Below are 26,449 nucleotides of genomic sequence, written 5' to 3' on the forward strand. Positions count from 1 at the left end.
ACCACCATCGCGGGAAATTTGCCCCAGCTGGCGCTATTTTACGCAGCGCGGCGAATGATGACCATCACTGCGGCCAGGGTTCTGTCTGAAATTAACGAATTAATTCGACATGAATCAGACGGCTGTCGGCACGCCCGCGATCGTCCACCGCACGGACTCTGTATTTACCCGGCCTTGTTGGCCGCCAGTCGAGCGGCACTTTACTGGCACTGCTGCCGAGGAAGATATCGTCAATAAACCAGTAGACGCTGCTGCTGTCGGCATCCGTCACCGCGCTAAAGCTGAGTTTGTCACGCCCCTGCTGCGACTGGCGCAGCGTATAGGTGATGTTTTTCTGCGGCGAGGTGATGCGCGGCGCGTCCCCCCCCACGGCGCCCTGCTGGCACTGCGTAGCGGGCGGCGGGCGTTTCGGTAACCCTGCCAGCGCGAAAACGTTCGCCAGGTCAGAGGGCCAGAACTCAAACACCTCAACGTGCGTCTGCTGCGGGTCCCACGGCGCACAGGCCACCTCACCGCTGTGGTTATCGATGCGCAGCGGGCGGTAAACCGTGTCGACTTTGATCGGCGATTTGCCGGGAATAAACCAGCTGCGCCCGCGCTGCTGACACCACTGCGTTGGCAGGTTGCCGCTCGGCAGACAGATCTCCACCCTTTTCAGCTGCGGCGGGAAACGGTGCTGCGGCTCTTTCAGCTGGGGGTAGCTCGCCACCACGCTGTCGATGATATTGAAAAACAGCGGTGCGGCCGCTTCCACCCCGACAAAGGCCTCATTGCCCTGCCCGGCAAAGTTACCCTGCCACACCACCAGCACGTACGGACCGAAAATCCCGACGCTCCACGCATCGCGGAATCCCCAGGAGGTGCCGGTCTTCCAGTACACCGGCAGTGACGCGGGCCGCTGCGCCAGAGTGTCACCCGGGCGACGATGCTGGCGCAGAATATCCAGCGTCATAAAGCTGGCCTCCTCACTCAGCAGGCGAAAGGCCGGCGGCACAGGTGCCTGCTCGCGCATGCGCAGGTCGCGCAGTTCGCCACGGTTTGCCAGCATGGCGTACAGCTTAGCCAGCTCCTGCGCCGTCACTTCCCCACCGCCGAGCACCAGCGAAAGACCATAATGTTTTTCACTCGCCATATTGCTGACGCCGGCCAGCTGCAGGAACTGATAGAAGCCGGGCTGGCGCAGCTGCGAGGCAATAGCCACCGCCGGAATATTGCGGCTGAAGTTCAGTGCATCGGTGGCGGTAACAGGGCCGAGAAAGCGGCGGTCAAAATTTTCCGGCGCATAGCTGCCAAATGATGAAGGCACGTCCTTCAGCACCGTCATCGGGTGCAGTACGCCCTGCTCCATGCCCAGCGCGTAGATAAACGGCTTGAGTGCTGAGCCCGGTGAACGTTTGGCGGTGGTGCCGTTAACCTGCCCCTGAATCTGCCGGTTGTCATAATCCGCCGAGCCGACCAGCGCGCGTACGCCCATGTCGCGCGTATCCACCAGCAGTACGGCGCTGTTATGAATGCCGCGACTCTGATTGCGCCGGATAAACGCCCGCACCTGCTGCTCCACCAGCCGCTGCAGCCCGGCATCAAGCGTGGTGTCAACGCGCGGCTGACGTTCTCCATTTTGCAGCTGCTCAATAAAATGCGGCGCGATAAACGGCAAATCCTGCGGCTGGCGCAGCGCCAGCGGCAGGCTGAACAGCGCTCGCTGGCTGGCATCCGTTGCATAATGCTGCTGCCAGCGCTGAAACAGGCGGTTGCGGGCCTGCATCAACGGCGGGCTGGCTTCGTCACTGCGCGGATTCATGCGCAGGCTCGGCGACTGCGGCAGTACCGCAAGAGTCAGGGCTTCGGCCAGCGTCAGCTGAGACGGCGGTTTAGCAAAATAGATCAGGCTGGCGGCGCCGATGCTCTCGATGTTGCGGCCATAGGGCGCGGCATTGAGATACGCTTCGAGAATATCGTGTTTGGAGTAGCTCAGCTCGAGCTGCACGGCGCGCAGCACCTGCATCAGCTTGCCGCCGGGCGAACGGGTATTCAGCTGCCAGTGCATGCGCGCCAGCTGCATGGTGATGGTGGAGCCGCCCTGAAGCCGCCCGCCCGCCACATAGCTGCGCCAGAAACCGCGCACCAGACTCAGGGGATTAAAACCGGGGTTGTACCAGAACCAGCGATCCTCATGCAGCAGCAGCCCACGCACCGCCAGCGGAGAAACCTGCTCCAGCGGCGTCCACTGTCGATAGCGGTCGTCGCTGGCAAGCGAGAGGCGCAGCAGCGTACCGTGGCGGTCATACCAGGCGGTAGAGAGTGGGATGCCCTGTGAGAGCGGCGGGTTAGGCCACAGACGAAAACCGATTAGCAGCAGCGCCAGCAGCCCCAGCGCTACTGCCAGATTTTGCAGCAGGCGTTTCATCGTGACGCTGCAAACGGTGCTTCAGCCGCCACCACCTCAATTTTCCCCTGCGCCGCCGACATCGCCTGAATATCGCGATCGTACATCGCTTCACCATAGGCTGGCGGGATGGTGAAGCTGCCGGTGTTGGTGGCTTTGATCTGGTAGACAAACTCCTGCAGATCTTTCGTCGCGCTCCCGTAAATAATGACCCGGTCTTCGCGAATATCGCTGTAGTCCGGCGACCAGGTGGAGCCATTGGCCGCCAGCGGAGACTGCCAGGCGGAAGAGGTTTCGCCCGACGGCTCTTCAGCATCGCTTTCCGGCGCGGGTGGCGTTTGCTGCACCACCTCAAAACCGCCCGGCAGCAGGTCGACTATCGCCAGGTTGCTCAGCGCCTGGTTTGCATTGGCGCGGATCTTGAGGCGCACGTTAATCGTCTGCCCCAGCGTCACCTTGCTGACCTCTTTGCCTGCGGCATCGGTGTAATCCCGGCTAATCTCCAGCCCTTTCGCCACCGCCTGCTGCGGTGCGGCCAGATCGTACCCTGCCTGGGTTACCACATACCAGGCCGGTGCATCGCCCTGATTACTGAACTGCACGGCGCTGGCAGCCGCAGTGAACTGCCCCTGCGCGAAGCGGCCCTGCAGCGTGGAGATGAGCTGCGGCACTTTGCTGCCGCGTTCCTGCTGGCTAATGCTCAGCGCGGCCGGATCGTTCTGCTGCGCCACCTGTGCGGAGTAGCTCTCCAGCGCCAGAATGCTCATCGCGGCAGAGAAGGTGGTGTAGCGCTGTTCACGCAGCGCCTGCACCATATTTTCCAGCACCTGCGGCGGCACGGCGGAGACGCTCTCCGGGAAGTGGCGGGTAATCAGATACAGCCGCGTGGCGTCCGTCACCAGCGGATCGTAGTAGTTATTGGTCCACCAGGTGTTATCCCAGGATTTGCTCAGCGCCTGCCAGGTCGGCTGCAGCAGGCGGTTGGCTTCCTCATCGGCTTTCAGTAACTTCCACGACGAGGCCAGGTAGAGCGCGCTAAGATCGCTGCTCCAGCTCTGCGGGAAGCGTTTTTGCAGCGTCTCCTGAACGGAGGCCAGCGCGCTGGTCGTGATTTCGCCCTGGCGCGTCAGCAGATAGACCGCCCAGGCACGCAGACGCAGGTGATAGAGATCTTCATAACCGCTGGCCGCCAGAGTGCGCAGCGCCACGTTAGCCTCATCCAGCATCCCGTTGGGCAGCGGATAACCTGCAGCGCGGGCTTCCAGCAGATACTGCACCACGTATGGCGTCACAAACGGGTCGACCTGCGGTGAAGCCATCCACAGACCAATTCCGCCGTCAGCGTTCTGGCGTGAGCGCAGCACGTCGAGAATGCCCTTCAGCTGCTGACGCACTTTATCTGCATCCAGCGCGCCGCGCAGTTCCGGGTGCTCGCTCTGCAACAGCAGCGGGATCGACTGGCTGACAATCTGTTCGGAGCAGTAGTACGGGTAGTCAGCCAGATAGCTGGCTAATCCACGGGTCAGCACCAGCGGCGAGTTCGACACCGCGGCCTGACGCTGGGCGTAAGCGCCAAACATCTGGCGCAGGTTGTCGACCTGCTGGCTGCTGCCGTTCATGCGCCCCATCACCGTCTGGATGCGGAACGGCATCGCCGGGCGTACCGAGATGCTGATGGTGCGGCGGCTGGTTTTGTCGCCGAAGCTGGCGCTGAACTGCAGCGGTGCATCGCCCAGTTCGGCTTTGGCCCGCAGGCGGAAACTCACCATGCCTTCATGTTTGGCGGCCAGGCTCAGCGACTGCTGCGCGCTGCCGACCACTTCCAGCTGCGGCGGTGGCGTAAGCTGCACCGCAATCGGCAGCGGCTCTGAACTCTGGCCGCTGAGGTTGTTGCTCACCCCAACGCTGACGTCAAACTCATCGCCCGGCGCCACCATCGACGGCACGTTCGGCGTCAGGATAAAGTCATCACGCACGGTAGTGGCGGTCTGCGCTTTACCGATTTTATCCGGCGTGACCGAAATCGCCATCACGCGGATTTTGCCATTGAAGTAGTCCGGCAGCGGATAGGTAAACTGCCTGATGCCGTTGACTTCGGTGATGCCGGACCAGTAAGCCACCGGTTTGTCACGCTTGCGCTTGAACGGATTGAGGTGGAGATCCATCCCTTCTGCCCCGTCACCGCCCGGTGCCGAGGTCAGCGACATCAGTTTGCTGAACTCCGGCAGGATCAGGTCGAGGATCTGTGAGCTTTCCACGCTCAGTTCGCGCTTGCGGAAGAAGTAGTCGAGCGGATCGGTCAGGCGATAGCGCGCCACCTGCAGGATCCCTTCATCTACCGCAAACACCGCCACCTGCTGTGGGCCATCGGTTTTGACATCAATGGTCAGGTTCTGCCCTGGCTTCAGCAACTCAGGGCTGGTCAGGCTAAGGCTGTTTTTGCGCGCCGCATTGCTGATTTTGAACGGCATTACGCCATAGCTCAGCGGGCTCATAAATATCTCGTCGGAGTTGATATCACGCACAAACTGCACGTTGATATAGGCGTTACCTTCCAGCTCTGACGGAATGCGGATCTTCTGCACTGAGTTAGTGGTGGTGGTATGGAACCACTGCCAGCTGTAGACGCGGTCTTTCTCTATGGTGATTAACCCGCTGCCGGTGTAGGGCGCGTTGATCGCCACTTCAATTTCATCACCTGGCAGATACTGGGCCCGATCCAGCTTCATTTTCAGCTCGGCATTGCGGTCGAGCGAGCGCGTCAGGTTCGCTTCCCCGGCCACGCTCCAGGCGATGCGGTTGAGCACTGCCCCTTTCGCATCCTGCACCACCAGCACGTAATCGCCGGGCTTGTCGGTCGCCAGCGCCAGGCTATGGCCGCTGGCAGGCAGATCGAGCGCGACCTCAGAAACCGGGATCTCTTTCAGCTTCGACTGGTATTTATACACGCCGGATTCCTGTCGCGTCAGCACCGACAGATATTTCTGCTGCAGCAGCTGCAGCTTCAGGCCGCTGAGCGCAATGGTATCCAGCGCCGGATTAATGGCGATCAGATTAACGTTGCGTAGCGCATTCTGACGGATATAACCCAGGTCGCCATCGGCCTTCGCGCCGATCAAATAATCATATGGTGAGACCAGCGTGCGGGCGGTCGCAGCCACCGAGCGACCGCTGCCCGCGACAAAGGCTTCGGACAGCAGCTGCAGCTGATAAGTTGACTCGCCCCATGCGCTGAGATCGAGCTTGATGGCCGCCTGGCCTTTGTCATCGGTGGTGCTCTCTTCCAGCTCGGTCTCGTAGCCGTCGCTGGCGGATCGCGCTTCATAGAAGGCGTAATCGGCATAGCGATCGAAGGCCGGATAGACCGGGCGCAGAGTCAGTTTTGACGCCACGCGCAGCTTCTGCGCCGGGGTACCAAACAGATTCTGCACGTCGATACTGGCCTTCAGTTGGTCCGGCTTCACCCAGCCCTGCTGCTGGTCTGGCGTCAGCGTCAGCTTAACCTTTAGCGGGTCCGGCTCGAACTCTTTGACGTTGACCGAGGTGCTGCCAAGCAGGCGCGTAGAGTCTTCATCCTTGCCCGGCAGATAGAGGTAGATATTCCATTCGCCGGTCGGCGCGTTTTCTGCCGTGGTAAAGCTCAGCTCGTTGAAGCCGCTCGCCGTCAGCGTCAGCGGCACGGTGCGCATCAGCTTGTCGCGTGGGTCATGAATTTCTGCCCGCACGGGCACCCCCGTCACCGGGACGGCCCAGTCGGCGGCACGGGTAATCAGGCCGATATTAAAGGTGTCGCCAGGGCGGTAAACGCCGCGGTCAGAAAACAGATAGCTGCTGAGCGTGCGCTTGTCGTCAGGCGTGGCATCACCGTAGACGTCAAAGCGGGAGAAATCGAGGCCGCGATCGTTGTCGCGCCCGGTCGGCAGGAAGGAGACATCCCCCTCTTTTTCCACCAGGAACATCACCGGCTGGCGCTCGTTGGTGTAAACCTCCAGCGACGGGAAGCTGACGTGACCATCACTGCCGGTGACGCGGCTCATTATCTTCTCACCGTTTTTCGCCACCACCGATACCTGCGCGCCCGCAACCGGCTCGCCGCTGCCTATCGACTGCACGAACAGATCGCGAGTCTTATCCTGCGAGCGCTTGGCAATAATGCCCAGATCGGTCACCACCACAAAGCGTGAATCCCCCACACTCTCTGCGGCAGCGTCCTCCTGCTGGTACTCATCTTCTGCAGGTTGCTGATCCTTCTGACCCGGTGTCCACTGCGATAAGGTCAGCAGGAAAATGCCGCGATGCGATTTGGCGTCAGTAGAGAGGTAGCGCGACAGATCAACGCCCTGATAGCTCACCTCCCCCGGGTGACTATTATTGACCGCCGTCTGGTAGCGGAAGTGCTCGGTAAAGTATTCATCGTTCAGACGATTGAAATCGGCCGAAGCGAATTCACGGCTTTTGAACGAAACGATGTGCTGTAGCTGGCTGGGGATCACGCGTTTGATATCAACCCGCAGGCCCGGCACGTTGCGCGCGGCCACGCTGATGCGCTTATCCCCCTTCACGGACAGCAGGGATCCCTCGGCGGCGAAGCGCAACAGCTGCGGATAGTCCGGCACCTGCACCACGCGCCAGACTTTTGCCGGCATCTTATAGCCGCCGCTGGAGGTCATGGCGGCATTGACCTCCACCAGCAGCCAACGGCTGGCCGGGGCATCAAATTTAAAGCTGAACTGCGGCTGATAGCTCTCTTCCGCATCGTTCAGGCTGAGCGGCAGCGGTGCTGATTGGTTGATGATCGCTTGATCGACCTCCTGCTGATCCCAGTGAGTATCTTGCTCATCAGGATGGCGCGGATCGTGCTGCGGCAGCAGCCAGACCCGAACCGCTTTATTAATATCGCTATCGCGCACCGCATCGCTAAAGGAGAGGATCAGCGCGCGCTCGCCCTGGCTGCCCGCTTTATCGACCACCATCGCACTGATATCGCTGACGCTCAGGCTGTAGAGATTCGGCACCGTCACCCAGGCTTCGGCTTTGCGCCCGGCTTCATTGCCGGGGTGCGAGGACTTCACGCTGCCATTCACCTTAAGATGAACGAAGCCGCCATGATCCATCGGCTGCAGCGGCGCAGAGCGCACCCAGGCGTTCAGTTTCTTTTCATCCCAGGTGACGCTGAATTTTAGCGGCTGCTCAGATTGACCTTTGGCACTGGTCAGCCCGAGCGACAGCTGTTTCTCCACGCTCTGCACATCGGCAGGCGCGTTAAATTTAATATTGAAGATGGCGCTGTGCTGGCTGCTGTCCTGCGGATCCTGATAATACTCGGTAGAAGCCACCTGATAGTCGAAGACCGGGGTGCTGAAGTGGTAGTCCGTTTTATCGATGCGGATCTGGGGCGCCAGCAGGGTTTCCGGTTTGAGGGTGACATCGTAGCCCGCGCCCAGCGGCAGCGGCTGCTCGGGGGTAAAGGTCAGCGTCCAGGCATTCTGCCACTGCCAGCCGCCCTTCAGGGCCGGTTTCAGGGTTATGCCGTCAGTGACGGTTTTGCCCACCCGCGTGACCGGGGCCACCGACTGATTAAAGCGCAGCGTGAGGGTTTGCACTGCGGGTTTTGCCTGGCTGTAATCCACGGCAGAGGGGTCGATGGCGCTGACCTGGCTGTGCTGGATGGCCAGCGGCGCAACCTCAATGGGTTTTGGCCGATTCTGCCACCAGTGCCAGCCATAGAAGGCCGCAGCGGCAAGCGCCAGCAGCAGCAACAGGCTGGCGCTAATGGCTTTAGGATGGCGGTTAACGCTCTGCTCCAGCCGCTGGAAGCCGCTTTTCAGCGGGGCAACCCAGACGGGGGCGCGCCAGTTAACCTCGCCCAGCAGCGGGCGCAACATTCGCCCCATCAAACGCAGCAGCAGGCAGATCAGCCAGCATAGCGCGTTGACCAGAATAAAAGGCAGGCGGAGCAGAAACTTGAGCACATCCATCGGTGAGAACCTTCCGTGTAACAAAACTGGTCAAAGAGTAATTGTTTATCCGTGCAATATCTATCTGCGACAGCAACATTTTGCCGGATTTGAGCGCCTGCTCTGAATGCAGTGATTTACCCTTGTGATAGCGCATGAAATGGCTGAAACTCAGCTTCATATTTTGACTGACTGCGAGGCCGCTATGACGACTCTTTCTCTGTTTGTTTCCGCTGACTGGCTGGCGGAGCATCTCGATGATGACAATGTGCAGATTCTGGATGCGCGCATGTTGCCGCCAGGCCAGGAGAAAACCCGCGACCTCAGCGCTGAGTACCGGGCAGCACACCTGCCGGATGCGCCGCTTTTTGATATTGAAGCGCTGTCCGACCACACCAGCCCCTACCCACATATGATGCCGCGCGGTGAAACCTTCGCCGTGGCGATGCGTGAGCTGGGCGTGAACAGCGATAAACATCTGGTGGTCTACGATGAGGGCAATCTGTTTTCTGCCCCGCGCGCCTGGTGGATGCTGCGCTATTTCGGCGTCTCTCAGGTGTCGATTCTCGCCGGGGGGCTGGCGGGCTGGAAGCAGGCAGAGCTGCCGCTGGCCAGCGGTGCGGTTGAGCTGCCGGAGGGGGAGTTTGAGATAGCACCCGGTGAAGGCGAGATCAAGCGCGTCACCGATGTTCTGCTGGTCAGCCATGAAGGTGGCGCGCAGATCGTTGACGCCCGCGCCGCCAATCGTTTCCACGGCGAAGTGGACGAGCCGCGCCCTGGCCTGCTGCGTGGCCGAATTCCGGGCAGCCTGAACGTGCCGTGGAACTCGCTGGTGACCGAAGGACGCTTAAAGCCGGCGCAGGAGCTGGGTGAGATTTTCAGCCAGCAGGGGGTGGATCTTTCGCAGCCGGTGATAGCCAGCTGTGGTTCCGGGGTGACGGCGGTGGTGGTGATTCTGGCACTGACCAGCCTGGGCGTGAAAAACGTAGCGCTGTATGACGGATCCTGGGGCGAATGGGGCACGCGCCAGGATCTGCCGCGGGTGAATGATTCAATTTAGGGCTGACCGGAGCGGGTCGATCGAAAAAGAGGATCGACCCCTACGAGTAGGGGCGGACCCTCTTTTTCGGTCCGCCCGCAACATCACCGTATTTCAATCGATATTCTTCACTTTAAAATCACGCAGGAAACTGCCCCAGCGCCGCTCGTAAAACGGGGTGATATGGGCAATAAAGAAGTGGCTGATGCCCTTCTCCCCTTCTACCACGTGACAGATATCAATCGGTTCATCTTCCAGCAGCGTATCCGTTGCCACGCTGCCCGCCGCCTGAATAATCGCCCCGACGTCGCCATCGGCTTCAATACCAATCAGCAGGTTCGCCGGCTGATCCGCACGCTCTTTGATATGCGCGAGATAGGCGCGGCGCACTGACTTGTATTTGGCAAACAGCTGGGTCAGCGAATCCACCATCTGTGCTGGCGGCTCAGCGATCTCCGACAGCAGCAGCGCCGTGCCGCCCTCCAGCACCGTCTGCTGGCTCAGCGCATTACTGTCATCACCCAGCAGATGGGCGATTTCGCGCGGTGAAAACTCTTTGCCGTTCGGCAATTTCGGATTGAGGAACAGCGCCTCTCCGAGGGTCATTTCAAACAGGGTACGCACCGGCATCACCAGGTAAGCCTGCTCACCGCTGACGGCCTGCTCCAGCGCTTCTGCTGACGTAAAGAACGGGATAATGCTGGTGCCGTCCTCTTTTTCCCAGTGCTGCAGATCCACCGGCGTGCTGGCATCAATCGCCTGCCCGGATTGCGCACTTTCCCCCGGCACCACCACGCTGGCATCCAGCAGCAGCGAGAAAAACTCCGGGCGGTGCGCCGGTTCCGTAGCGGCCAGTTTCAGCACTTCTTCCAGGCGCGAATTAAGATCGTTCATTGAGATATTCCAGAATAAGAAGCGAGCGGACCGGAAAAAAGGTCCGCCCCTACAATAACCAGATAATTGCAATCCGTAGGGGCCGATCCTCTTTTTCGATCGGCCCTTTTAATTACGCCCGGCTTAACAGCAGATTAGCGACGGTGCGCACGCCCAGCCCGGTAGCACCGGCGGACCACTGGTCCACTGCGCCTTTGCGGTAGGTCGCGGAGCAGTCGATGTGCAGCCAGCCCTGCTTATAGTCAGTGACAAAGTGCGACAGGAAAGCCGCCGCAGTGCTGGCACCGGCCGAGTGCGCGGGGCTGGCGATGTTATTCAGATCGGCGAAGTTTGACGGCAGATGGCTGCGGTGGAACTCAGCCAGCGGCAGGCGCCAGAACGGCTCGTTCTCCCCTTTTGCACTGCTCATCAGGGAGTCAGACAGCGCATCGTCGAAGCTGAACAGCGCGTGATAGTCGTTACCCAGTGCCGTTTTCGCCGCGCCGGTCAGCGTAGCGGCATCAATGATCAGCTCAGGCGTTAAGGCGCTGGCGTCGATCAGACCATCGGCGAGCACCAGGCGACCTTCGGCATCGGTGTTCATCACTTCAACGGTTTTGCCATTGCGGTAGTGAATGATATCGCCCAGCTTAAAGGCATTGCCGCTAACCATATTGTCCGCGCAGCACAGGATCAGCTTCACGCGCTTTTTTAGACCGCGGCTGATAGCCAGCGCCAGGGCGCCGGTCAGGGTGGCGGCACCGCCCATGTCGGACTTCATCGAGTCCATAAAGGCGCTCTGCTTCAGGCTGTAGCCGCCGGTATCAAAGGTGATGCCTTTACCCACCAGGCAGGCATAAACCGGGGTGTCATCGCTGCCGCCCGGGTTGTAATCCAGCGTCAGCAGTACCGGGCTACGCGTGGAACCCCGGCCAACCGTGTGCAGACCCATATACTTTTGCGCTTTGAGATCGTCGCCTTTAATAATGCGGTAGCTGACGTCGTCGCAGGCAACGGCGCACAGCAGATCGATGGCGCGCGTGGCCAGCTGCTCCGGGCCGAGCTCTTCCGCCGGCAGGTTAATGGTGTCGCGCACCCAGTCAATCGCCTTCAGGCGGCTGTTCAGCTCTTTCTGGTCAGCCTCGCTCAGCGCAGCCCACTGCACTTCGCGCTCGCCTTTCGGGCTTTTATAGCCCTGCCAGAATGCCCAGCTGCTTTCCAGATCCCAGCCGTCGCCGCTCAGGCTGACGTGGCGAATGCCCTGGCCGTCAAGCTTACGCGCCGCGCGCTGGATGGTGACCAGCGGATCGCTGCCGGTCAGGTGGATTGTCATGCCCGCGTCATTGCTGCTGAGGGTGGCTTTTTCGCCCCAGCGTGGGTCGGCTGCTGCCGTGGACAGGGTAATGTTCATCGGGGTGGTCATCGCATGGCTCCTTACCATTTTTGTCTTGTGGACCGGGTCTGCCCGGCCTCTGCGATCTGTCGCGCAGACGGATGCTATTCGAATTTGATGAGTCAGACTAACAGAAATATGTCAGGGATGTTTTCGTCAGGTGCTCTGAGCGGCGGCACCAATGCAAAACGGGCCAGAAAATTTCCGGCCCGCTCTCTGCGTCACAATAAGTCAGTTTAGCTGCTCTGCGCGACACCGTTGGTTTTAAAGGCTTTCCACTCCGGCGACAGCTCACGCAGGCGGGCGATAGACTTCTGCACCAGCGCAATAGCGTAATCCACTTCTTCTTCGCTGGTGAAGCGGCCAAGCGAGAAGCGGATGGAGCTGTGCGCGAGTTCGTCATCCAGGCCAATTGCGCGCAGCACGTAAGAGGGTTCCATGCTGGCGGAGGTGCAGGCCGAACCGGTCGATACCGCCAGATCTTTCAGCGCCATGATCAGCGACTCACCGTCAACGTAGCGGAAGCCGACGTTAAGAATATTGGCCGCGCCGTGCTCCAGCGAGCCGTTAAGCTGCACCTGCTCAATGCGGTTCAGCCCGGCCCACAGGCGGCTGCGCAGTGCGCCGAGGCGCGCCATCTCAACGCTCATCTCTTCTCTGGCAATGCGATAGGCTTCGCCCATGCCAACAATCTGATGCACCGGCAGCGTGCCGGAACGCATGCCGCGCTCGTGCCCGCCACCGTGGATCTGTGCTTCGAGACGCACGCGCGGCTTGCGGCTAACGTACAGCGCGCCGATCCCTTTTGGGCCGTAGATTTTATGGGCGGAGAACGACATCAGATCGACGTTCAACTGGCTGAGATCGATTGGCAGCTTACCGACGCTCTGGGTGGCATCAACGTGGAAGATAATCCCGCGTTCGCGGCACAGGTCGCCAATGGTGGCGATATCCTGCACCACGCCGATCTCGTTATTCACGTGCATGATCGATACCAGCACGGTGTCATCGCGCAGGGCAGCCTGCAGCTGTTTAAGATCCAGAGTACCATCGGCCTGCGGGTCGAGATAGGTCACGCTGAAGCCTTCACGCTCCAGCTGCGCGCAGGTATCGAGCACGGCTTTGTGTTCGGTGGTGCAGGTAACGATGTGGCGGCCTTTTTCCTGATGGAAGGTGGCAGCGCCTTTAATGGCCAGGTTGTTGGCTTCGGTCGCGCCGGAGGTAAAGACGATTTCACGCGGGTCAGCGCCAACCAGCTCAGCAATCTGGTTACGGGCGATATCCACCGCCTCTTCAGACTGCCAGCCAAAACGGTGTGAACGGGAAGCCGGATTGCCGAAGGTGCCGTCCATTGTCAGGAACTGCATCATCTTGGCCGCCACGCGGGGATCGGCTGGCGTGGTGGCAGAATAATCCAGATAAATCGGTAATTTCATTGCTGATTAGGCTCCGGGAGGTTGTGGTCTCCGTCCTGCTGCGCCCTGAAATTCTGACGGCTGCAGAAATGAATAAAAGGCCCGGCAGGCCTTTTATTTATCTCCGGTGGCGAGAAAGAACCTCACCCGGGCTGCGATCAGGCGCGCAGATTGACGTTAATTGTTTCCTGCATACGGCCATTTGGCGCACGACGGATTTCATTGCTGTTCTGGCGGTCAGCCACATCCAGGATCTCCTGGTTGTTAACCAGTTCAGCCAGCGTGATGTTGTTGAGGAAGTCGCTGATGCGCTCGCTCAGGTCACGCCACAGGACGTGAGTCAGGCAGCGTTCTCCGCCCTGGCAGCCTTCTTTGCCCTGGCACTTGGTGGCATCAACCGATTCGTCAACGGCGGTGATCACCGCACCCACAGCGATAGCATCGGAGGCTTTACCCAGCAGATAACCACCGCCCGGACCCCGTACGCTTGCCACCAGACCGTTCTTGCGCAGACGGGAGAACAGCTGCTCAAGATAAGAGAGGGAGATGCCCTGACGCTCTGAAATATCCGCTAAAGGCACCGGGCCTTCGTGAGAGTGCAGTGCAACGTCGAGCATAGCGGTAACAGCATAACGGCCTTTGGATGTCAGTCTCATGGCGTAAACGACCTCGGTTGTAACCCTGGATGGGCGTTAACAAATTATGGACGCAAGTCTGACATTCCTGACTAAATTGGTCAAGTATTTAACCTACTAAAACAGTCAACTATTTAACCAAGTAATTCACTCAAGTATTATGCTGTTATTTTCATCGCCACTCTCCCCTTACTCGCCCTGCTTCTTCTCGATGGATGAGAGCATTCCGCGCAGGATATTCAGCTCGTCACGCTCCGGGCGGGCGCGGGTAAACAGACGGCGCATTTTGCTCATCACCTGGCCCGGGCTGGCTTCGCGGATAAAGCCGCTGCCGATCATCATCTTTTCCATATGCTGATAGAAGCGCTCAAGGTCATCAACCAGCGGATAGGGCGACTCGACGGCCTCGGTCTGCTCCGTTTCCAGCGACTGCAGGTACGCCATGCGCACCTCATAGGTGATAACCTGCACGGCCATCGCCAGGTTGAGCGAGCTGTAGTCCGGGTTCGCGGCAATCGCGACGTGGTAGTGACACTTCTGCAGCTCTTCATTGGTCAGCCCAACGCGCTCGCGGCCAAACACCAGCGCTACCGGCGCCTGCTGGCCCTCTGCGACGCTTTTCAGCCCGCATTCACGCGGGTCAAGCATCGGCCACGGCAGCGAACGCGAACGGGCGCTGGTGCCGACGACCAAGCTACAGCCGGCAATAGCTTCATCAAAGGTATCAACAATTTTGGCATCGCCAATCACATCGCTGGCACCGGCGGCGAGCGCAATGGCCTGCGAGTCCGGTTTTACCAGCGGGTTGACCAGATAAAGGTTGGTTAAGCCCATGGTTTTCATGGCACGGGCCACGGAGCCCATGTTGCCAGTGTGAGAGGTTTCAACCAGCACAATTCGGATATTTTGCAGCATAAGGATTGGGGTCTGCTCGCGGTCTGAGAGATAATTTGAAGATGCTAACATATTTTCAGGACATTTGCCGTTATGCCCTGCTATACTACGCGCCGTTTTATATCAGATTAAATGATATACCGTTCTTTAACATCCAGTGAGACGAAACTTATATGCATCCAATGCTCAACATTGCCGTGCGCGCTGCGCGCAAGGCCGGAAACGTAATTGCTAAGCACTATGAAACCCCGGACTCCGTCGAAGCCACCCAGAAGGGCAGCAACGACTTCGTGACCAATGTTGACCGTGAAGCGGAACGCCAGATTATTGAAGTGATCCGCAAATCTTACCCACAGCACACCATCATCTCAGAAGAGAGCGGTGAACTGCCGGGCGAAGACCAGGATGTACAATGGGTTATCGATCCACTGGATGGCACCACCAACTACATCAAACGCCTGCCACACTTCTGTGTTTCTATCGCCGTGCGCATCAAAGGCCGCACCGAAGTCGCCGTGGTTTACGACCCAATGCGTAATGAACTGTTCAGCGCCGTACGCGGTCAGGGCGCTCAGCTCAACGGCTACCGTCTGCGCGGCGGCAGCGCTCGCGATCTGGATGGCACCATCCTGGCGACCGGTTTCCCGTTCAAGCTGAAGCAGCACGCAACCCCTTACATCAACATCGTTGGCAAACTGTTCACCCAGTGTGCAGACTTCCGTCGCACCGGTTCTGCTGCGCTGGATCTTGCCTACGTTGCCGCCGGTCGCGTAGATGGTTACTTCGAGATTGGCCTGAAGCCATGGGATTTCGCTGCCGGTGAACTGCTGGTGCGTGAAGCGGGTAGCCTGGTGACTGACTTCACCGGCGGGCACGGCTATATGCTGTCTGGCAACATCGTGGCGGGCAATCCGCGCGTGGTGAAAGCGATGCTGGCGAATATGCGCGACGAACTGAGCGAAGCGCTGAAGCGTTAATTGCTATCGTTGCCCTGGCATTCCTGAACGGGCCGATCGAAAAAAATGATCGGCCCCTACAGGGGTTGACCGCTTTTCTGGTCAACCCTTTTTTAATATCGGATCAGCGTAAAAACATCGGGCGAATCCCGCCGGATATCGCAGGCTGCGCACTCAGCCACAGCATTACCCCCGCCATGACCAGCAACACGCCCCCCAGCAGCGCCAGCGAATTGACCGCCACCGTCTGCCATCCCTGCGCGGAAGCGCCTTTGCTCAGACGCAGCGCCAGCGCGCGTGACATCTGCACCACCAGCGCCATCGCCGACACCGTCAGCGCCGTTCCCAGCGCCATCACAATGGCGGATAACACCCCCCAGGCATAAACCCCAATCACTTTGGCAAACAGCAGCATCATGATCGCCCCGGAACACGGGCGCAGCCCCATCGACAGCACCACCGCCGCTTTGGTTTTCCAGCCCACCGCCTGCGCCAGCATCGCGCTATCCGGCACGTGCTGATGGCCGCAGCCACACTGCTCACTGTGCTGATGATCCGCCGTGACAATACGCCTGATGCTCAACCCTCGCCTTGCTGGTTTTAGTGCGGCCCATAACTTTTTACCTGCGCGCCAGCACAGCCATAAGCCCAGCCCGCTCACCAGCAGATAGCTGCCCTTCTCCAGCCAGTCGCTGCTGAGATGCAGCTGGCGCGAGGAGAGTTGCAGCACCACCAGCATCACCGTGACCAGCAGGATCGCCACCGCCCCCTGTACCACCGCGGCCGCCAGCGTCAACTGCAGGCTGGTTTTCAGTTTAGTGGGATGGGTAGCGAGAAAGGTGGCAATCACCACTTTACCGTGCCCGGGGCCGAGGGCGTGCAGCACGCCGTACAGCAGGCTAAAGCCCATCAGCGCCAGCCCTGCCTGATGTGGATGGCTGGCGACCTGCTGCAGCAGCGCGGTCATCTGTTGATGCAGGCTTTTCTGCCACAGAATGCTCTGCAACAGGATCTGCGGCCAGAAGTGCCACACCAGCAGGCCCGTAGCGATGACGATTAGCGTCAGCAGATACAGCGGCCATGCCCGCCAGCTGCCGTGTGCTTGCGCCCTGAGCATGTTTACTGGCATATCAAAGTCACCGTCTGGGCAAACTGACGGCCGAGGTCCATCTCTTCCGCCGGGGCATCGGCTTTATCCAGCGACAGTGCGTAAGCCTGCATGGAGGCATCCGGCTGCGGGGTTTGCAGCTGGAACCTGCACTGTGCAGCCAGCTCGGGCGGGACGATCAGTGATTTTTCGGAGTCGTAATACATATCTACAAAGTACGTTGGGTCAAAAGTCGAAAAGAGATAGCGCTGGCCTTTCAGCGGCTGCGGATGCGCCAGCGGCAGGATAAACTCCAGCACCGCTTTATGTCCCTGCCGTGACAGATGGTATTCCGGCGGCAGATTATCAAACTTTACCGGCTGTTTCTGGTGCCAGAACTCGCTGAAATAGTGCTGGCCAAGCACGTTCGCCATCACTTCCGCCGCCAGCTTTTTCCACACCACCGAGTCGGGCTTTGCCTCACCGGCGTCATACAGCAGGTCGGCCGAGGTAATTTCATCCATCACCCAGCGCATTTTCAGCCCGGTGAGCTGGTCACCCTGATGGACCAGCGTGGTCTGCATAGCGATAAAGCTGTGCGGATGTGCCAAAACAGCGGGCGAAAATCCTGCAGCCAGCCACAGCAGGCCAGCCTTCAAAGTGTTATAACGTAACAAATTAAACCCCACAGCACCGTTTGTCGATTAATTTTGTGACCTGTCTTAAAAGCTCTGAATAAAAGCGCGCGGATTTGTCACAAACCGCGCGGCGCGGGCTATTCTTAGCGCAATCAATTGTCACTGGAATCGCAGATGATGAGTGCATACTCACCAGAAATTTCTGTCCTCTCCAGTCCGCAGCGCCGCTGTCACCTGCTTTTGATGCTCTGCCTTCCTGAACCCATTGTCACGCTGGAGTCGGTTTGTCAGCTGAACGCAGTTGATCCTGCCATTGCCCGGCAAGATATAGCGGAGGTCGCGCTGGAAATCCAGCGTTATCACCGTCTTGCCATTGAGCAGGACGGCCAAAGGTTGCGCATCCAGGGGACGCAGCTCGACCAGCGGCTGTGCCTGCTGCATAGCCTGCGCCGCACGCTGCGGCTGTCACCCGACTTCGCCCACGGCTATTTTGCCAGCGCGCTGCGCCGCCAGCTGCAGGCCATCACGGTCGATAAAGCCCTGTACGACGAACATAATCTCAGCGCGCTGGTTCAGCACTGTGCGCTCTACCTCGCGCGCGATTTCAGCGGGCGCGACGGCTCTTTTTTACAGCTGGTTTTTCAGTATTCACTCGCACACCGCTGCCCGACAGACTTTACCCCCCAGCAGCAGCGGTGGCTGCGCGAAAAGAGAGAGTACCCGCTGGCCGAAAATATTGTCCACTGCTGGCAGAAGCGCGGTTATCAGCCCATGCCCGGCGACCCGGCGCTGCTGGCCTTAATGTTCAGCCAGCTGCATATTCCGCTACCTGAGCACTGCCAGCGGGAAAACGAGTGGCAGCTGCTGCAGGCGGTTGAACAGCTTATTCAGCGCTTCCAGGCGCTTTCCGGCATGCGCTTCAGCAACGAGGCCGGGCTCAGCGCGCAGCTCTACACCCATCTGGCCCAGGCGGTGGAACGCACGCATTTTGCTATCGGCATCGATCACTCGCTGGTGGATGATGTGGCGCAGCAGTATCCGCGCCTGTTGCGCACCACGCGTGAAGCGATAGCCGACTTTGAGCAGCACTACGGGCTGCAGTTTTCCGATGAGGAGATGGGGCTGATTGCGATTATCTTTGGCGCATGGCTGATGCAGGAGAGCGCGCTGCAGGAGAAACAGGTGCTGCTGCTCACCGGCCATGACCGCGATCTGGAGCGTCAGGTAGAACAGCAGCTGCGCGAGCTGACGCTGCTGCCGCTGACTATCAAATATCAGGATGTCGCCGACTTCCAGCGCCACAGCGCGCCAAAAGGCATTGCGCTGGTGATCACCCCTTATGCCACGCCGCTGCCGCTCTACTCACCGCCGCTGATCCACGCCGAGCTGCCGTTGGGCGAACACCAGCAGCACAGTATCCGCGCGCTGCTGGAGTCATAATCAGGCCACTTTCGGCCGCAGGAACAGTGCCGGCACCACCAGCAGCGCCATCACCCAGAACACCCCGCCCTGCAGATGCTGGAACAGCACGCCGCACACCATCGTCATCAGGGCAATTCCGCCGCCCATCGCCAGCGCCGAGTACACCGACTGCAGGCGGATCACCTCGCCCCCTTCCCGCGCCGCGATAAAGCGCATTGCCGCGAGGTGGCAGACGGTGAAGCTGCCGCAGTGCAGGATCTGTGCGAGGATCAGCCAGCCCAGTTCGGTGGAGGAAGCCAGCAAACTCCAGCGCACGATGGCGCAAATGCCCGAGAGCAGCAGCAGGTCGCGCGCGCGCCAGCGGCGGAACAAACGGTTGCTGGAAGCGAACACCACCACCTCAGCCACCACCCCCAGCGACCACAGATAGCCAATCACGCTCGACGAATAGCCCGCTTCCTGCCAGTAGATCGCGCTGAAGCCATAATAGGCGGCATGCGCTCCCTGCATCAGCGTCACGCACAGCAGGAAGCGCCAGACGGCATTCTCACTCAGCATCTGCTTCCACTGCGCCCAGCCCGCATGGCTTAGCTGCTTCTGCGCACCCAGTGGCATGACCGCCGGGCGCAGCATCATGCCGCCGAGCATCGCGATACAGCCCGCGCACAGCAGCAGCAGAATGGCGTGATAAGAGAAGATATTGACCAGCACGCCGGTTAACGCGGAGCTGATGACAAACGCCAGCGATCCCCACAGCCTGACCGGGCCATAGGGCAGCGCGATCTGCCGCTGCCAGGTGGCGGCCAGCGCATCGCTCAGCGGCACCAGCGGCGAGAAGAACAGGTTAAAGCCGACCATCACCAGCAGCAGCCACAGCCACTCGGCCCCCAGCCAGAAGCCCAGCGCAAACAGCAGCGTCAGCGATGCCAGCAGGCGTAGCGCACTGACCAGGCGGGAAGGATTGGTGACGCGGGAAGCGATGAGCAGGCTGCCAGCAAAGCGGGCAATCATGCCGCAGCCGAGCAGCAGACCGATTTTTTCGGGTGCCAGGCCACTCTCTTTCAGCCATACCCCCCAGAAAGGCAGATAGACACCATAGGCGAAAAAGTAGGTGAAGTAGCTTAATCCAAGCCAGTAGGTGGAGCGTATCGTCATTTTCCCTCCGACAAAGTGGAGGCTAATGTACACCGTTGCTGCGGACAAAAAAATAACGGGACACTTTCGTGTCCCGTTATTGTCATAACGCTCTCAAAATCGAGAAGTTATCAGGCGTAAACCGGGAAGCGTGCACACATTTCCAGCACCTGCTTCTTCACGCGCTCGCTCACGCCTTCATCATTGATATTATCGAGAATATCGCTGATCCAGCCGGCCAGCTCGCGCACTTCCGCTTCTTTGAAGCCGCGGCGCGTCACAGCCGGGGAGCCGATGCGGATACCGGAGGTGACGAACGGGCTTTTCGGATCGTTCGGCACGCTGTTTTTGTTAACGGTGATGTTGGCACGGCCCAGCGCGGCGTCCGCTTCTTTACCGGTCAGGTTCTTGTCAACCAGGTCCAGCAGGAACAGGTGGTTATGCGTACCGCCGGAAACCACGTTGTAACCGCGTGCCAGGAACACTTCCACCATCGCTTTGGCGTTTTTCGCGACCTGCTGCTGGTAGGTTTTAAACTCAGGTTCCATCGCTTCTTTGAACGCGACGGCCTTACCGGCAATCACATGCATCAGCGGGCCGCCCTGGCCGCCAGGGAAGACAGCAGAGTTCAGCTTCTTATACAGATCTTCGTCACCGCCCTGCGCCAGGATCAGGCCACCACGTGGACCCGCCAGGGTTTTGTGAGTGGTGGACGTCACGATGTGCGCATGAGGAACCGGGTTAGGGTAAACGTCCGCAGCAATCAGACCGGCAACGTGCGCCATATCAACAAACAGGTAAGCGCCAACGGTGTCAGCGATTTCACGCATTTTTGCCCAGTCGCACACGCCAGAGTAGGCAGAGAAACCGCCCACGATCATTTTCGGCTTATGCTTCTGCGCCAGTTCGGCCAGCTCGTTATAGTCAATTTTGCCGGTTTCGTCGATGCCGTAAGGGATCACGTTGTACAGTTTGCCAGACAGGTTAACCGGGGAACCGTGAGTCAGGTGGCCACCGTGTGCCAGGTTCATCCCCAGAATGGTGTCGCCCGGCTGCAGCAGCGCGGTGTAGACCGCGAAGTTAGCCTGGGAACCGGAGTGCGGCTGGACGTTGGCATAGTCAGCCCCGAACAGCGCTTTGGCACGGTCAATAGCCAACTGCTCAACGATATCCACGTACTCGCAGCCACCGTAGTAGCGCTTGCCCGGATAGCCTTCAGCGTATTTGTTGGTCAGCTGCGATCCCTGAGCCTGCATCACGCGTGGGCTGGTGTAGTTTTCTGAAGCAATCAGCTCAATGTGCTCTTCCTGACGCACTTTCTCCTGCTCCATCGCCTGCCACAACTCGGCATCGTAATCGGCAATGTTCATTTCACGCTTTAACATCTGCATCTCCTGACTCGACTGACTATCAACAATAAATGATGGGCAACAGTTTAAACTGTTTAGCACCCTGTTGAATAGCGTCAAGACTGCCTTTTTACGCAAACGATTGGCTTGCTGTCTGGCAAGGGTTTGTTACGCTTTTTGTCATTTCCTGACAGCGGAGTTTTCCTCATCTGCCTGTTGCGGATTTTTCACCACCACCACCCGCTCCCTGTGGATAAATAACCATCATCATAAAAGGTGTATTTACAATGCATCTCCCAAATTATAAGATGCATTTAAAATACATGTTATGTAGAGCATCAGGAGCCCACCATGCTAGATAGCCACACTATTGCCACCGTGAAATCCACTATCCCCGCCGTCGCTGCGCTGGGTCCGCGTTTGACCGCGCACTTCTATCAGCGCATGTTCAGCCACAATCCCGAGCTGAAAGATATCTTCAACATGAGCAACCAGAGCAGTGGTAATCAGCCTGAAGCGCTGTTTAACGCCGTCTGTGCCTACGCCAGTAACCTCGATAAGCTGGCCGCGCTCGGCCCGGCAGTCGAGAAAATTGCGCAGAAGCACACCAGCTTTGCCATTCGCCCGGAACAGTACGCCATTGTCGGTGAACACCTGCTGGCGAGTATTGATGAGCTGCTGCATCCGGGTGAGGAGATCCTCGCCGCCTGGGGTAAAGCCTATGGCGTACTGGCCGGGATTTTTGTGCAGCGTGAAGAGCAAATCTATGAAGAGGTTGAGCAGAAAGTCGGCGGCTGGCGCGGTGGTCAACGTGAGTTTGTTATCAGCGAAATTATCCCGCGCAGCGCAAAAATCAAGAGCTTTATCCTGACCCCGGTTGACGGTCAGCCCGTCGTGGATTACCGGCCCGGTCAGTACATTACGCTGTGGGTCCGTGACCCGTCATTTGCCAATCAGGAGATCCGCCAGTATTCACTGACGCGGATGCCGAACGGTCGTGACTACCGCATTGCCGTGCGCCATGAAGAGGGCGGCACGCTCTCCAGCTGGCTGCATCAGCAGCAGCCCGGGGTGCGTCTGCACCTGGCGCCACCGGCCGGCGACTTCTTTATCGATATCGCGGCGCAAACCCCGGTGACGCTGATCTCTGGCGGCGTCGGTCTGACCCCCATGCTGGCCATGCTGCACAAGCTGGCGCAGGAAAAACATCAGGCGACGGTACAGTGGTTCCACGCGACGGAAGACGGCGCAATGCATGCTTTCGCAGAGGAAGTCGGCGAACTGGGTCAGCAGCTGCCGAAGTTCTCGCAGGAGATCTGGTATAACCATCCGCAGCCGGAAGATGAAGGCAAGTATCAGCACCGTGGACTCATGAACCTGCTGCCGCTGGAAGCGAGACTCAGCGATCCGGCGATGCACTACTATCTGTGCGGCCCGCTGGCGTTTATGGCGATGGTGGAAAAGAGCCTTCTGCAGTCAGGCGTGGAGAAAGCGCGTATTCACTACGAAGTGTTTGGCCCGCATAAAGCGCTGTGATGCTATCGGGCAGCGGGGGATCTCTCCCGCCGCTGCCCGATCGTCCCGCTGGCTACTTAAGCCTGCGCGCCTCAGCAACCTGCTCTGCGCTGACGGCAGGGGCCTGATTGCTCCAGCTGCTGCGCAGGTAGTTCATCAAATCGCTCATCTGCACATCATCCAGCGTCCAGCCGTAACCGGGCATCGCCTGCGCCATGCCGTGCCGGGTCACTGGCGTCTGCGCACCTTCCAGCACCACGCGCAGTGCGCTCAGCGGGTTTGCTGCCGTCAGCGTTGCATTACCGTCCAGCGCCGGGATGACATGCGCATCGCCTTTACCCTCGCTGCCGTGACAGGTTGAGCAATACATGGCATAGGTTTTCGCGCCCGCGGCGGAAGGCGCGGCAGCGGGCAGCGGGGATGCTGGAGCCGGCGGCAGACTGCGCAGGTAGATGCCGATACTGTTGAGGTCCGCATCGCTGAGATACTGAGTGCTGTGCATCACCACCTCCGCCATGGGTCCGACTACCGCCCCCTGCTTGCTGCGCCCCGTTTTCAGCAGCGCCACCAGTTCATCCTGCGCCATGCCGCGCAGCGACGGCGCAAACCAGCCGTCAAGCTCGGCACCGCTGAGGTAGGCGCTGCGACTTTGATCCAGTGCCTGCTCCTGCAGTGCCCAGCCGCGCGGGGTGTGGCAACTGCCGCAGTGCCCTGCGCCCTGCACCAGGTAAGCCCCGCGATTCCATTGCGCACTCTGCTGCGCATCAGGCTGATAACGATCGTCATTGTGGAACAGGGCATTCCAGATCCCCAAAGGCCAGCGCATTGACAGCGGCCAGGAGATATCGCTGTCGCGATTTGGCTGGCTGCTGGCCGGGACTTCATGCAGCAGATAGTCATAAAGCGCGCGCATATCCTTATCGCTCATTTTGGCATAGGCGGTATAAGGCATTGCCGGATAAAGGTGATGGCCATCGCGAGCGATACCCTGGCGCATGGCGCGGTCAAATTCGGCAAACGTATAGCGGCCAATGCCCTGCTGTTTATCCGGGGTAATATTGGTGCTGTAGATATCACCGGGCGGCGTAGGGAAACGTAGCCCACCCGCCAGCGCTGCGCCGCCGGGTGCGGTGTGACAGGCAGTACAGTCCGCCGCTTTGGCAACATATTCGCCCGGCGACATGGCATGAGCCGCACTGCTTACCAGCAGCAGAACCATCCCTGAAAGTAACGTTTTCATACTCCCTCCCCCGGTGCGTTTTTCCCGTGCACCAGCTCGTTCACTGCCCGCCATGCCTGATCGACCGCCGAATGGGCATAAGGGCTCCAGTCCGAGTCAGAGTTAGCAATTACGATATTACCGACGGGGGCACGGGCGCGCTCAATAATCTTCTGCGCCTCGTCCTCATCATCAAATAAGCCATTGATGGCGTAAGAGTAACCGTGCGACCAGCGGTTAACGGTAATCGCCTGAATATCGCGCTGATGGTCGAAGCCTGCCGGCCCAAGCATCGCCTGGAGCTGTTCGCGGATCATCTGTTCATGAGCATCGAACGAGGTGCCCAGCAGCATCGCGCGCCCTTTACGCGACTGCTCGCGGGCGCTGAGGCCGCTGCCTGGCAGAGTCGGCACATACACCATATGCAGCCCGATCGGCTGATTGGGATCGTGGGGGTGCTGATAGCCGCCGAGGCTGACCGGATAGTCAAGCTTAACCCGTGAATAAGGTGCGCCAGGGGCATAAACCTCATGCACGCCCAGTTTGATAAAGGCGCGCCAGTTAGCGATGGCGACCTTGCTGTAGACCAGCGGAGCTTTAACATTCTGCTTCAGCGCTTCCTGCTGCGCCCGCGACATCTGCGGCACCAGATACGGGATCATCATATTGTATCCGGCCATGACCACCTTCCCGGCGCGGACTTTCGTCAACTTTTCACCCGTCATATAGCTGACTTCTACGCCACCGTCGACGTTCACCACCTGCATGCCGGTACTGTTAAGGCGTAGCTTGACGTCAGAGTCCGCCCTGTCCAGCTGGCTGTAGTCAAATTTCGCCCGCACGATATCATTCATATCGTGTCCGGCGGGGTCAACGGCCGGGATCAGCTTGCGCACCAGTAGCCGGGCCAGTGTCGCGTTGCCATCCGGGAAGTGGAAAACATAAGGATCGTCGAGGTCAGCCTGCGATTCAGCGTCCAGCGGCGGCAGCCCCATGCCGTCAAGGCCCGGCAGGTCGCAGATACGCGCATCGCTACAGGCGGTAGCATCAATACCCACCGCCTGGAAATCGTTCGTGGTTTGCTGGAAGTAGCGCATTGCCAGTTCGCTCAGGCCCACTTTATCGCGCAGGAAGGTGGCGTAACTGTGTGTATCCAGCCAGGCGACTTTTTCCTGCTGGCTGAGTCCCGGCAGATAATCTTTCGCCACCGTATGCAGCTCAATCAGCGCGGCGCGATCGCTCTGTGGCAGCGGGAAGTCATTGATAAACGCCTGCCATGAACGTCCGTTCAGGCGATCGCGTGGGATATCATCCGCCACCACTTTGCCCGGGTCGCCGCTGACGACTTTATCCACGCCGAAGTTTTTCTTATCAAAGTAGACGCCGCGACTGAGGCCAAGGTCAGGATAGAAGGTTTTATCGAAGCCCCGCTCCATGGCGTCCAGGCTGATCCCCAGCGTTTTTATCAGGCCCATCATCACCGGGCTGAAGTTGGAGTGCGGGGACTGGAAAGATTCGCTGCCGCCATAGCCAAGGATTGTGCCGTTACTGCTGCTGAGTTCATTACGCTTGGCGTGGCCACCGAAGTCGTCGTGGTTGTCGATCAGCAAAATCCGCTGCGGTTTATCCTGCAGCTGCTGCCAGAAACAGGCGGCGGCCAGGCCGCTAATTCCGGCGCCGACCACCACCAGATCAAACTCCTCGCTGACCGGCAGAGAAGCAAAGTCAAAACTGACGCCATCGCGGCCGAGCCGGTGGGCATTTTCAAAGGAGCCCGGATGGTTGCCGCGCAGTCCGCTCAGCGCCGGTGGGTAATAGAGCGTTTTGTTGGCCTGCAACGGCGAAGCGCGCAATATCTGCAGGGGGGTCAGCCCGGCGGCGACCGTAATCGCGACGCCGTTAAGAAAATCGCGGCGGGTAATAGCCATAAAAAAGTCCTTCTTGATAGTCTGCTCAGCCCTTATGGCTCAAGCGGGCTATTGTCAGCATCAGAAGATCATTGTCAAACCGGGGAGGGGGAACAGCAGCAGAAATAAGGAATTAATAATTTTAAGGGCCTGAATGCTCAGACCCTCAACGACTTCAGCGTAGAAAAAGGCAGCGCTTAGATCGCCTCTTCGTCTTCTTCGCCGGTGCGGATACGCACTACGCGCGACACGTCATAAACGAAAATTTTTCCATCGCCAATCTTACCGGTCTGCGCGGTACGCATGATGGTATCCACGCAGGTATCGACGATATCGTCGGCAATCACAATCTCAATTTTGACCTTCGGCAAAAAATCGACCATATATTCAGCGCCACGATACAGTTCGGTGTGGCCCTTCTGACGACCAAAGCCTTTCACTTCGGTCACGGTCATTCCGGTGATGCCGACTTCCGCCAGCGCTTCACGCACGTCGTCCAGTTTGAACGGCTTGATAATTGCATCAATCTTTTTCATGGCAGACCCTTTTCTCCCCCTCCATCAGGGAAGGGGAACAGTTAACATTGCCGGACAGGTCACGCTGCGCGGTCCGTCTCTCTTTTCAGGCAGC

18 protein-coding genes are annotated in these 26,449 nt (G+C 59.2%); 4 read left to right on the forward strand and 14 right to left on the reverse strand.

All coding sequences use genetic code 11. From position 1 onward, the window contains the following. Nucleotides 1-91 precede the first annotated feature (91 nt). The gene (gene pbpC, locus ACLI4M_RS03525) at nt 92-2,407 is read right to left on the reverse strand and encodes a penicillin-binding protein 1C (RefSeq protein ID WP_133623062.1); all 2,316 of its coding nucleotides are present in this window, start codon (nt 2,405-2,407) and stop codon (nt 92-94) included. Next, nucleotides 2,404-8,364: an alpha-2-macroglobulin family protein gene (locus ACLI4M_RS03530; RefSeq protein ID WP_413449776.1), complete on the reverse strand. Its 5,961-nt coding sequence runs from the start codon at nt 8,362-8,364 to the stop codon at nt 2,404-2,406. Before ACLI4M_RS03530 ends, pbpC begins: the two co-directional genes overlap by 4 nt. Before the next feature lie 184 nt (nt 8,365-8,548). On the opposite strand from ACLI4M_RS03530, the gene sseA reads away from it, so the two are divergent. Beyond that, nucleotides 8,549-9,403 carry a 3-mercaptopyruvate sulfurtransferase gene (sseA, locus tag ACLI4M_RS03535; RefSeq protein ID WP_133623060.1) on the forward strand — a complete coding sequence of 285 codons (855 nt, stop codon included), beginning with the start codon at nt 8,549-8,551 and terminating at the stop codon, nt 9,401-9,403. 93 nt (nt 9,404-9,496) lie between these two features. Here the strand turns inward: sseA and sseB are convergent, their stop codons facing one another. From sseB to trmJ, 5 genes are all read right to left on the reverse strand, one after another. Next, nucleotides 9,497-10,276 (reverse strand): enhanced serine sensitivity protein SseB, encoded by a 780-nt coding sequence (gene sseB / locus ACLI4M_RS03540; protein ID WP_133623059.1) that lies wholly within the window; start codon nt 10,274-10,276, stop codon nt 9,497-9,499. A gap of 112 nt (nt 10,277-10,388) precedes the next feature. Further along, a complete protein-coding gene (pepB, locus tag ACLI4M_RS03545) occupies nt 10,389-11,678 on the reverse strand; it encodes an aminopeptidase PepB (protein WP_133623058.1) in 1,290 nt (429 codons plus the stop codon). Nucleotides 11,679-11,884: 206 nt separating this feature from the next. Next, nucleotides 11,885-13,084, reverse strand: coding sequence for an IscS subfamily cysteine desulfurase (locus ACLI4M_RS03550; RefSeq protein ID WP_133623057.1), 1,200 nt, complete (start codon nt 13,082-13,084; stop codon nt 11,885-11,887). Nucleotides 13,085-13,221: 137 nt separating this feature from the next. Continuing rightward, nucleotides 13,222-13,719: a Fe-S cluster assembly transcriptional regulator IscR gene (gene iscR / locus ACLI4M_RS03555; protein WP_048915166.1), complete on the reverse strand. Its 498-nt coding sequence runs from the start codon at nt 13,717-13,719 to the stop codon at nt 13,222-13,224. 168 nt (nt 13,720-13,887) lie between these two features. After that, a complete protein-coding gene (trmJ, locus tag ACLI4M_RS03560; RefSeq protein WP_133625027.1) occupies nt 13,888-14,613 on the reverse strand; it encodes a tRNA (cytosine(32)/uridine(32)-2'-O)-methyltransferase TrmJ in 726 nt (241 codons plus the stop codon). Between the two features lie 152 nt (nt 14,614-14,765). Between trmJ and suhB the strand changes: the two genes are divergently transcribed. Then, nucleotides 14,766-15,569, forward strand: coding sequence for an inositol-1-monophosphatase (gene suhB / locus ACLI4M_RS03565; RefSeq protein ID WP_048915164.1), 804 nt, complete (start codon nt 14,766-14,768; stop codon nt 15,567-15,569). A gap of 103 nt (nt 15,570-15,672) precedes the next feature. Here the strand turns inward: suhB and ACLI4M_RS03570 are convergent, their stop codons facing one another. Beyond that, a complete protein-coding gene (locus ACLI4M_RS03570; protein ID WP_133623056.1) occupies nt 15,673-16,677 on the reverse strand; it encodes a nickel/cobalt transporter in 1,005 nt (334 codons plus the stop codon). After that, nucleotides 16,668-17,312 carry a DUF1007 family protein gene (locus tag ACLI4M_RS03575; protein ID WP_133623055.1) on the reverse strand — a complete coding sequence of 215 codons (645 nt, stop codon included), beginning with the start codon at nt 17,310-17,312 and terminating at the stop codon, nt 16,668-16,670. Before ACLI4M_RS03575 ends, ACLI4M_RS03570 begins: the two co-directional genes overlap by 10 nt. Nucleotides 17,313-17,447: 135 nt before the next feature. Here ACLI4M_RS03575 and csiE point away from each other — a divergent pair, with 135 nt between their 5' ends. After that, nucleotides 17,448-18,713, forward strand: a complete 1,266-nt coding sequence (gene csiE, locus ACLI4M_RS03580; RefSeq protein ID WP_133623054.1) for a stationary phase inducible protein CsiE — start codon at nt 17,448-17,450, stop codon at nt 18,711-18,713. Here the strand turns inward: csiE and ACLI4M_RS03585 are convergent, their stop codons facing one another. Together ACLI4M_RS03585 and glyA are read right to left on the reverse strand one after the other, a co-directional pair. After that, entirely contained in the window at nt 18,714-19,850 is a 1,137-nt protein-coding gene (locus tag ACLI4M_RS03585; RefSeq protein WP_133623053.1) for a 3-phenylpropionate MFS transporter, read from the reverse strand. It lies immediately after the preceding gene. A gap of 110 nt (nt 19,851-19,960) precedes the next feature. Further along, nucleotides 19,961-21,214, reverse strand: a complete 1,254-nt coding sequence (gene glyA, locus ACLI4M_RS03590) for a serine hydroxymethyltransferase (protein ID WP_133623052.1) — start codon at nt 21,212-21,214, stop codon at nt 19,961-19,963. Nucleotides 21,215-21,529: 315 nt separating this feature from the next. On the opposite strand from glyA, the gene hmpA reads away from it, so the two are divergent. Continuing rightward, nucleotides 21,530-22,714: an NO-inducible flavohemoprotein gene (gene hmpA, locus ACLI4M_RS03595; RefSeq protein WP_133623051.1), complete on the forward strand. Its 1,185-nt coding sequence runs from the start codon at nt 21,530-21,532 to the stop codon at nt 22,712-22,714. A gap of 52 nt (nt 22,715-22,766) precedes the next feature. On the opposite strand, the gene ACLI4M_RS03600 is transcribed toward hmpA, so the two are convergent. The 3 genes from ACLI4M_RS03600 to glnB form a co-directional block, all read right to left on the reverse strand. After that, nucleotides 22,767-23,933 carry a c-type cytochrome gene (locus tag ACLI4M_RS03600; protein WP_133623050.1) on the reverse strand — a complete coding sequence of 389 codons (1,167 nt, stop codon included), beginning with the start codon at nt 23,931-23,933 and terminating at the stop codon, nt 22,767-22,769. Continuing rightward, the gene (locus ACLI4M_RS03605; protein ID WP_133623049.1) at nt 23,930-25,840 is read right to left on the reverse strand and encodes an NAD(P)-binding protein; all 1,911 of its coding nucleotides are present in this window, start codon (nt 25,838-25,840) and stop codon (nt 23,930-23,932) included. Before ACLI4M_RS03605 ends, ACLI4M_RS03600 begins: the two co-directional genes overlap by 4 nt. A gap of 176 nt (nt 25,841-26,016) precedes the next feature. Continuing rightward, a complete protein-coding gene (glnB, locus tag ACLI4M_RS03610; RefSeq protein WP_048915157.1) occupies nt 26,017-26,355 on the reverse strand; it encodes a nitrogen regulatory protein P-II in 339 nt (112 codons plus the stop codon). Nucleotides 26,356-26,449 lie beyond the last annotated feature (94 nt).

Origin of the sequence: Erwinia sp. LJJL01 (assembly GCF_047300805.2) — a bacterium.
In the GTDB taxonomy this organism is placed as follows: Bacteria; Pseudomonadota; Gammaproteobacteria; order Enterobacterales; family Enterobacteriaceae; genus Erwinia; species Erwinia aphidicola.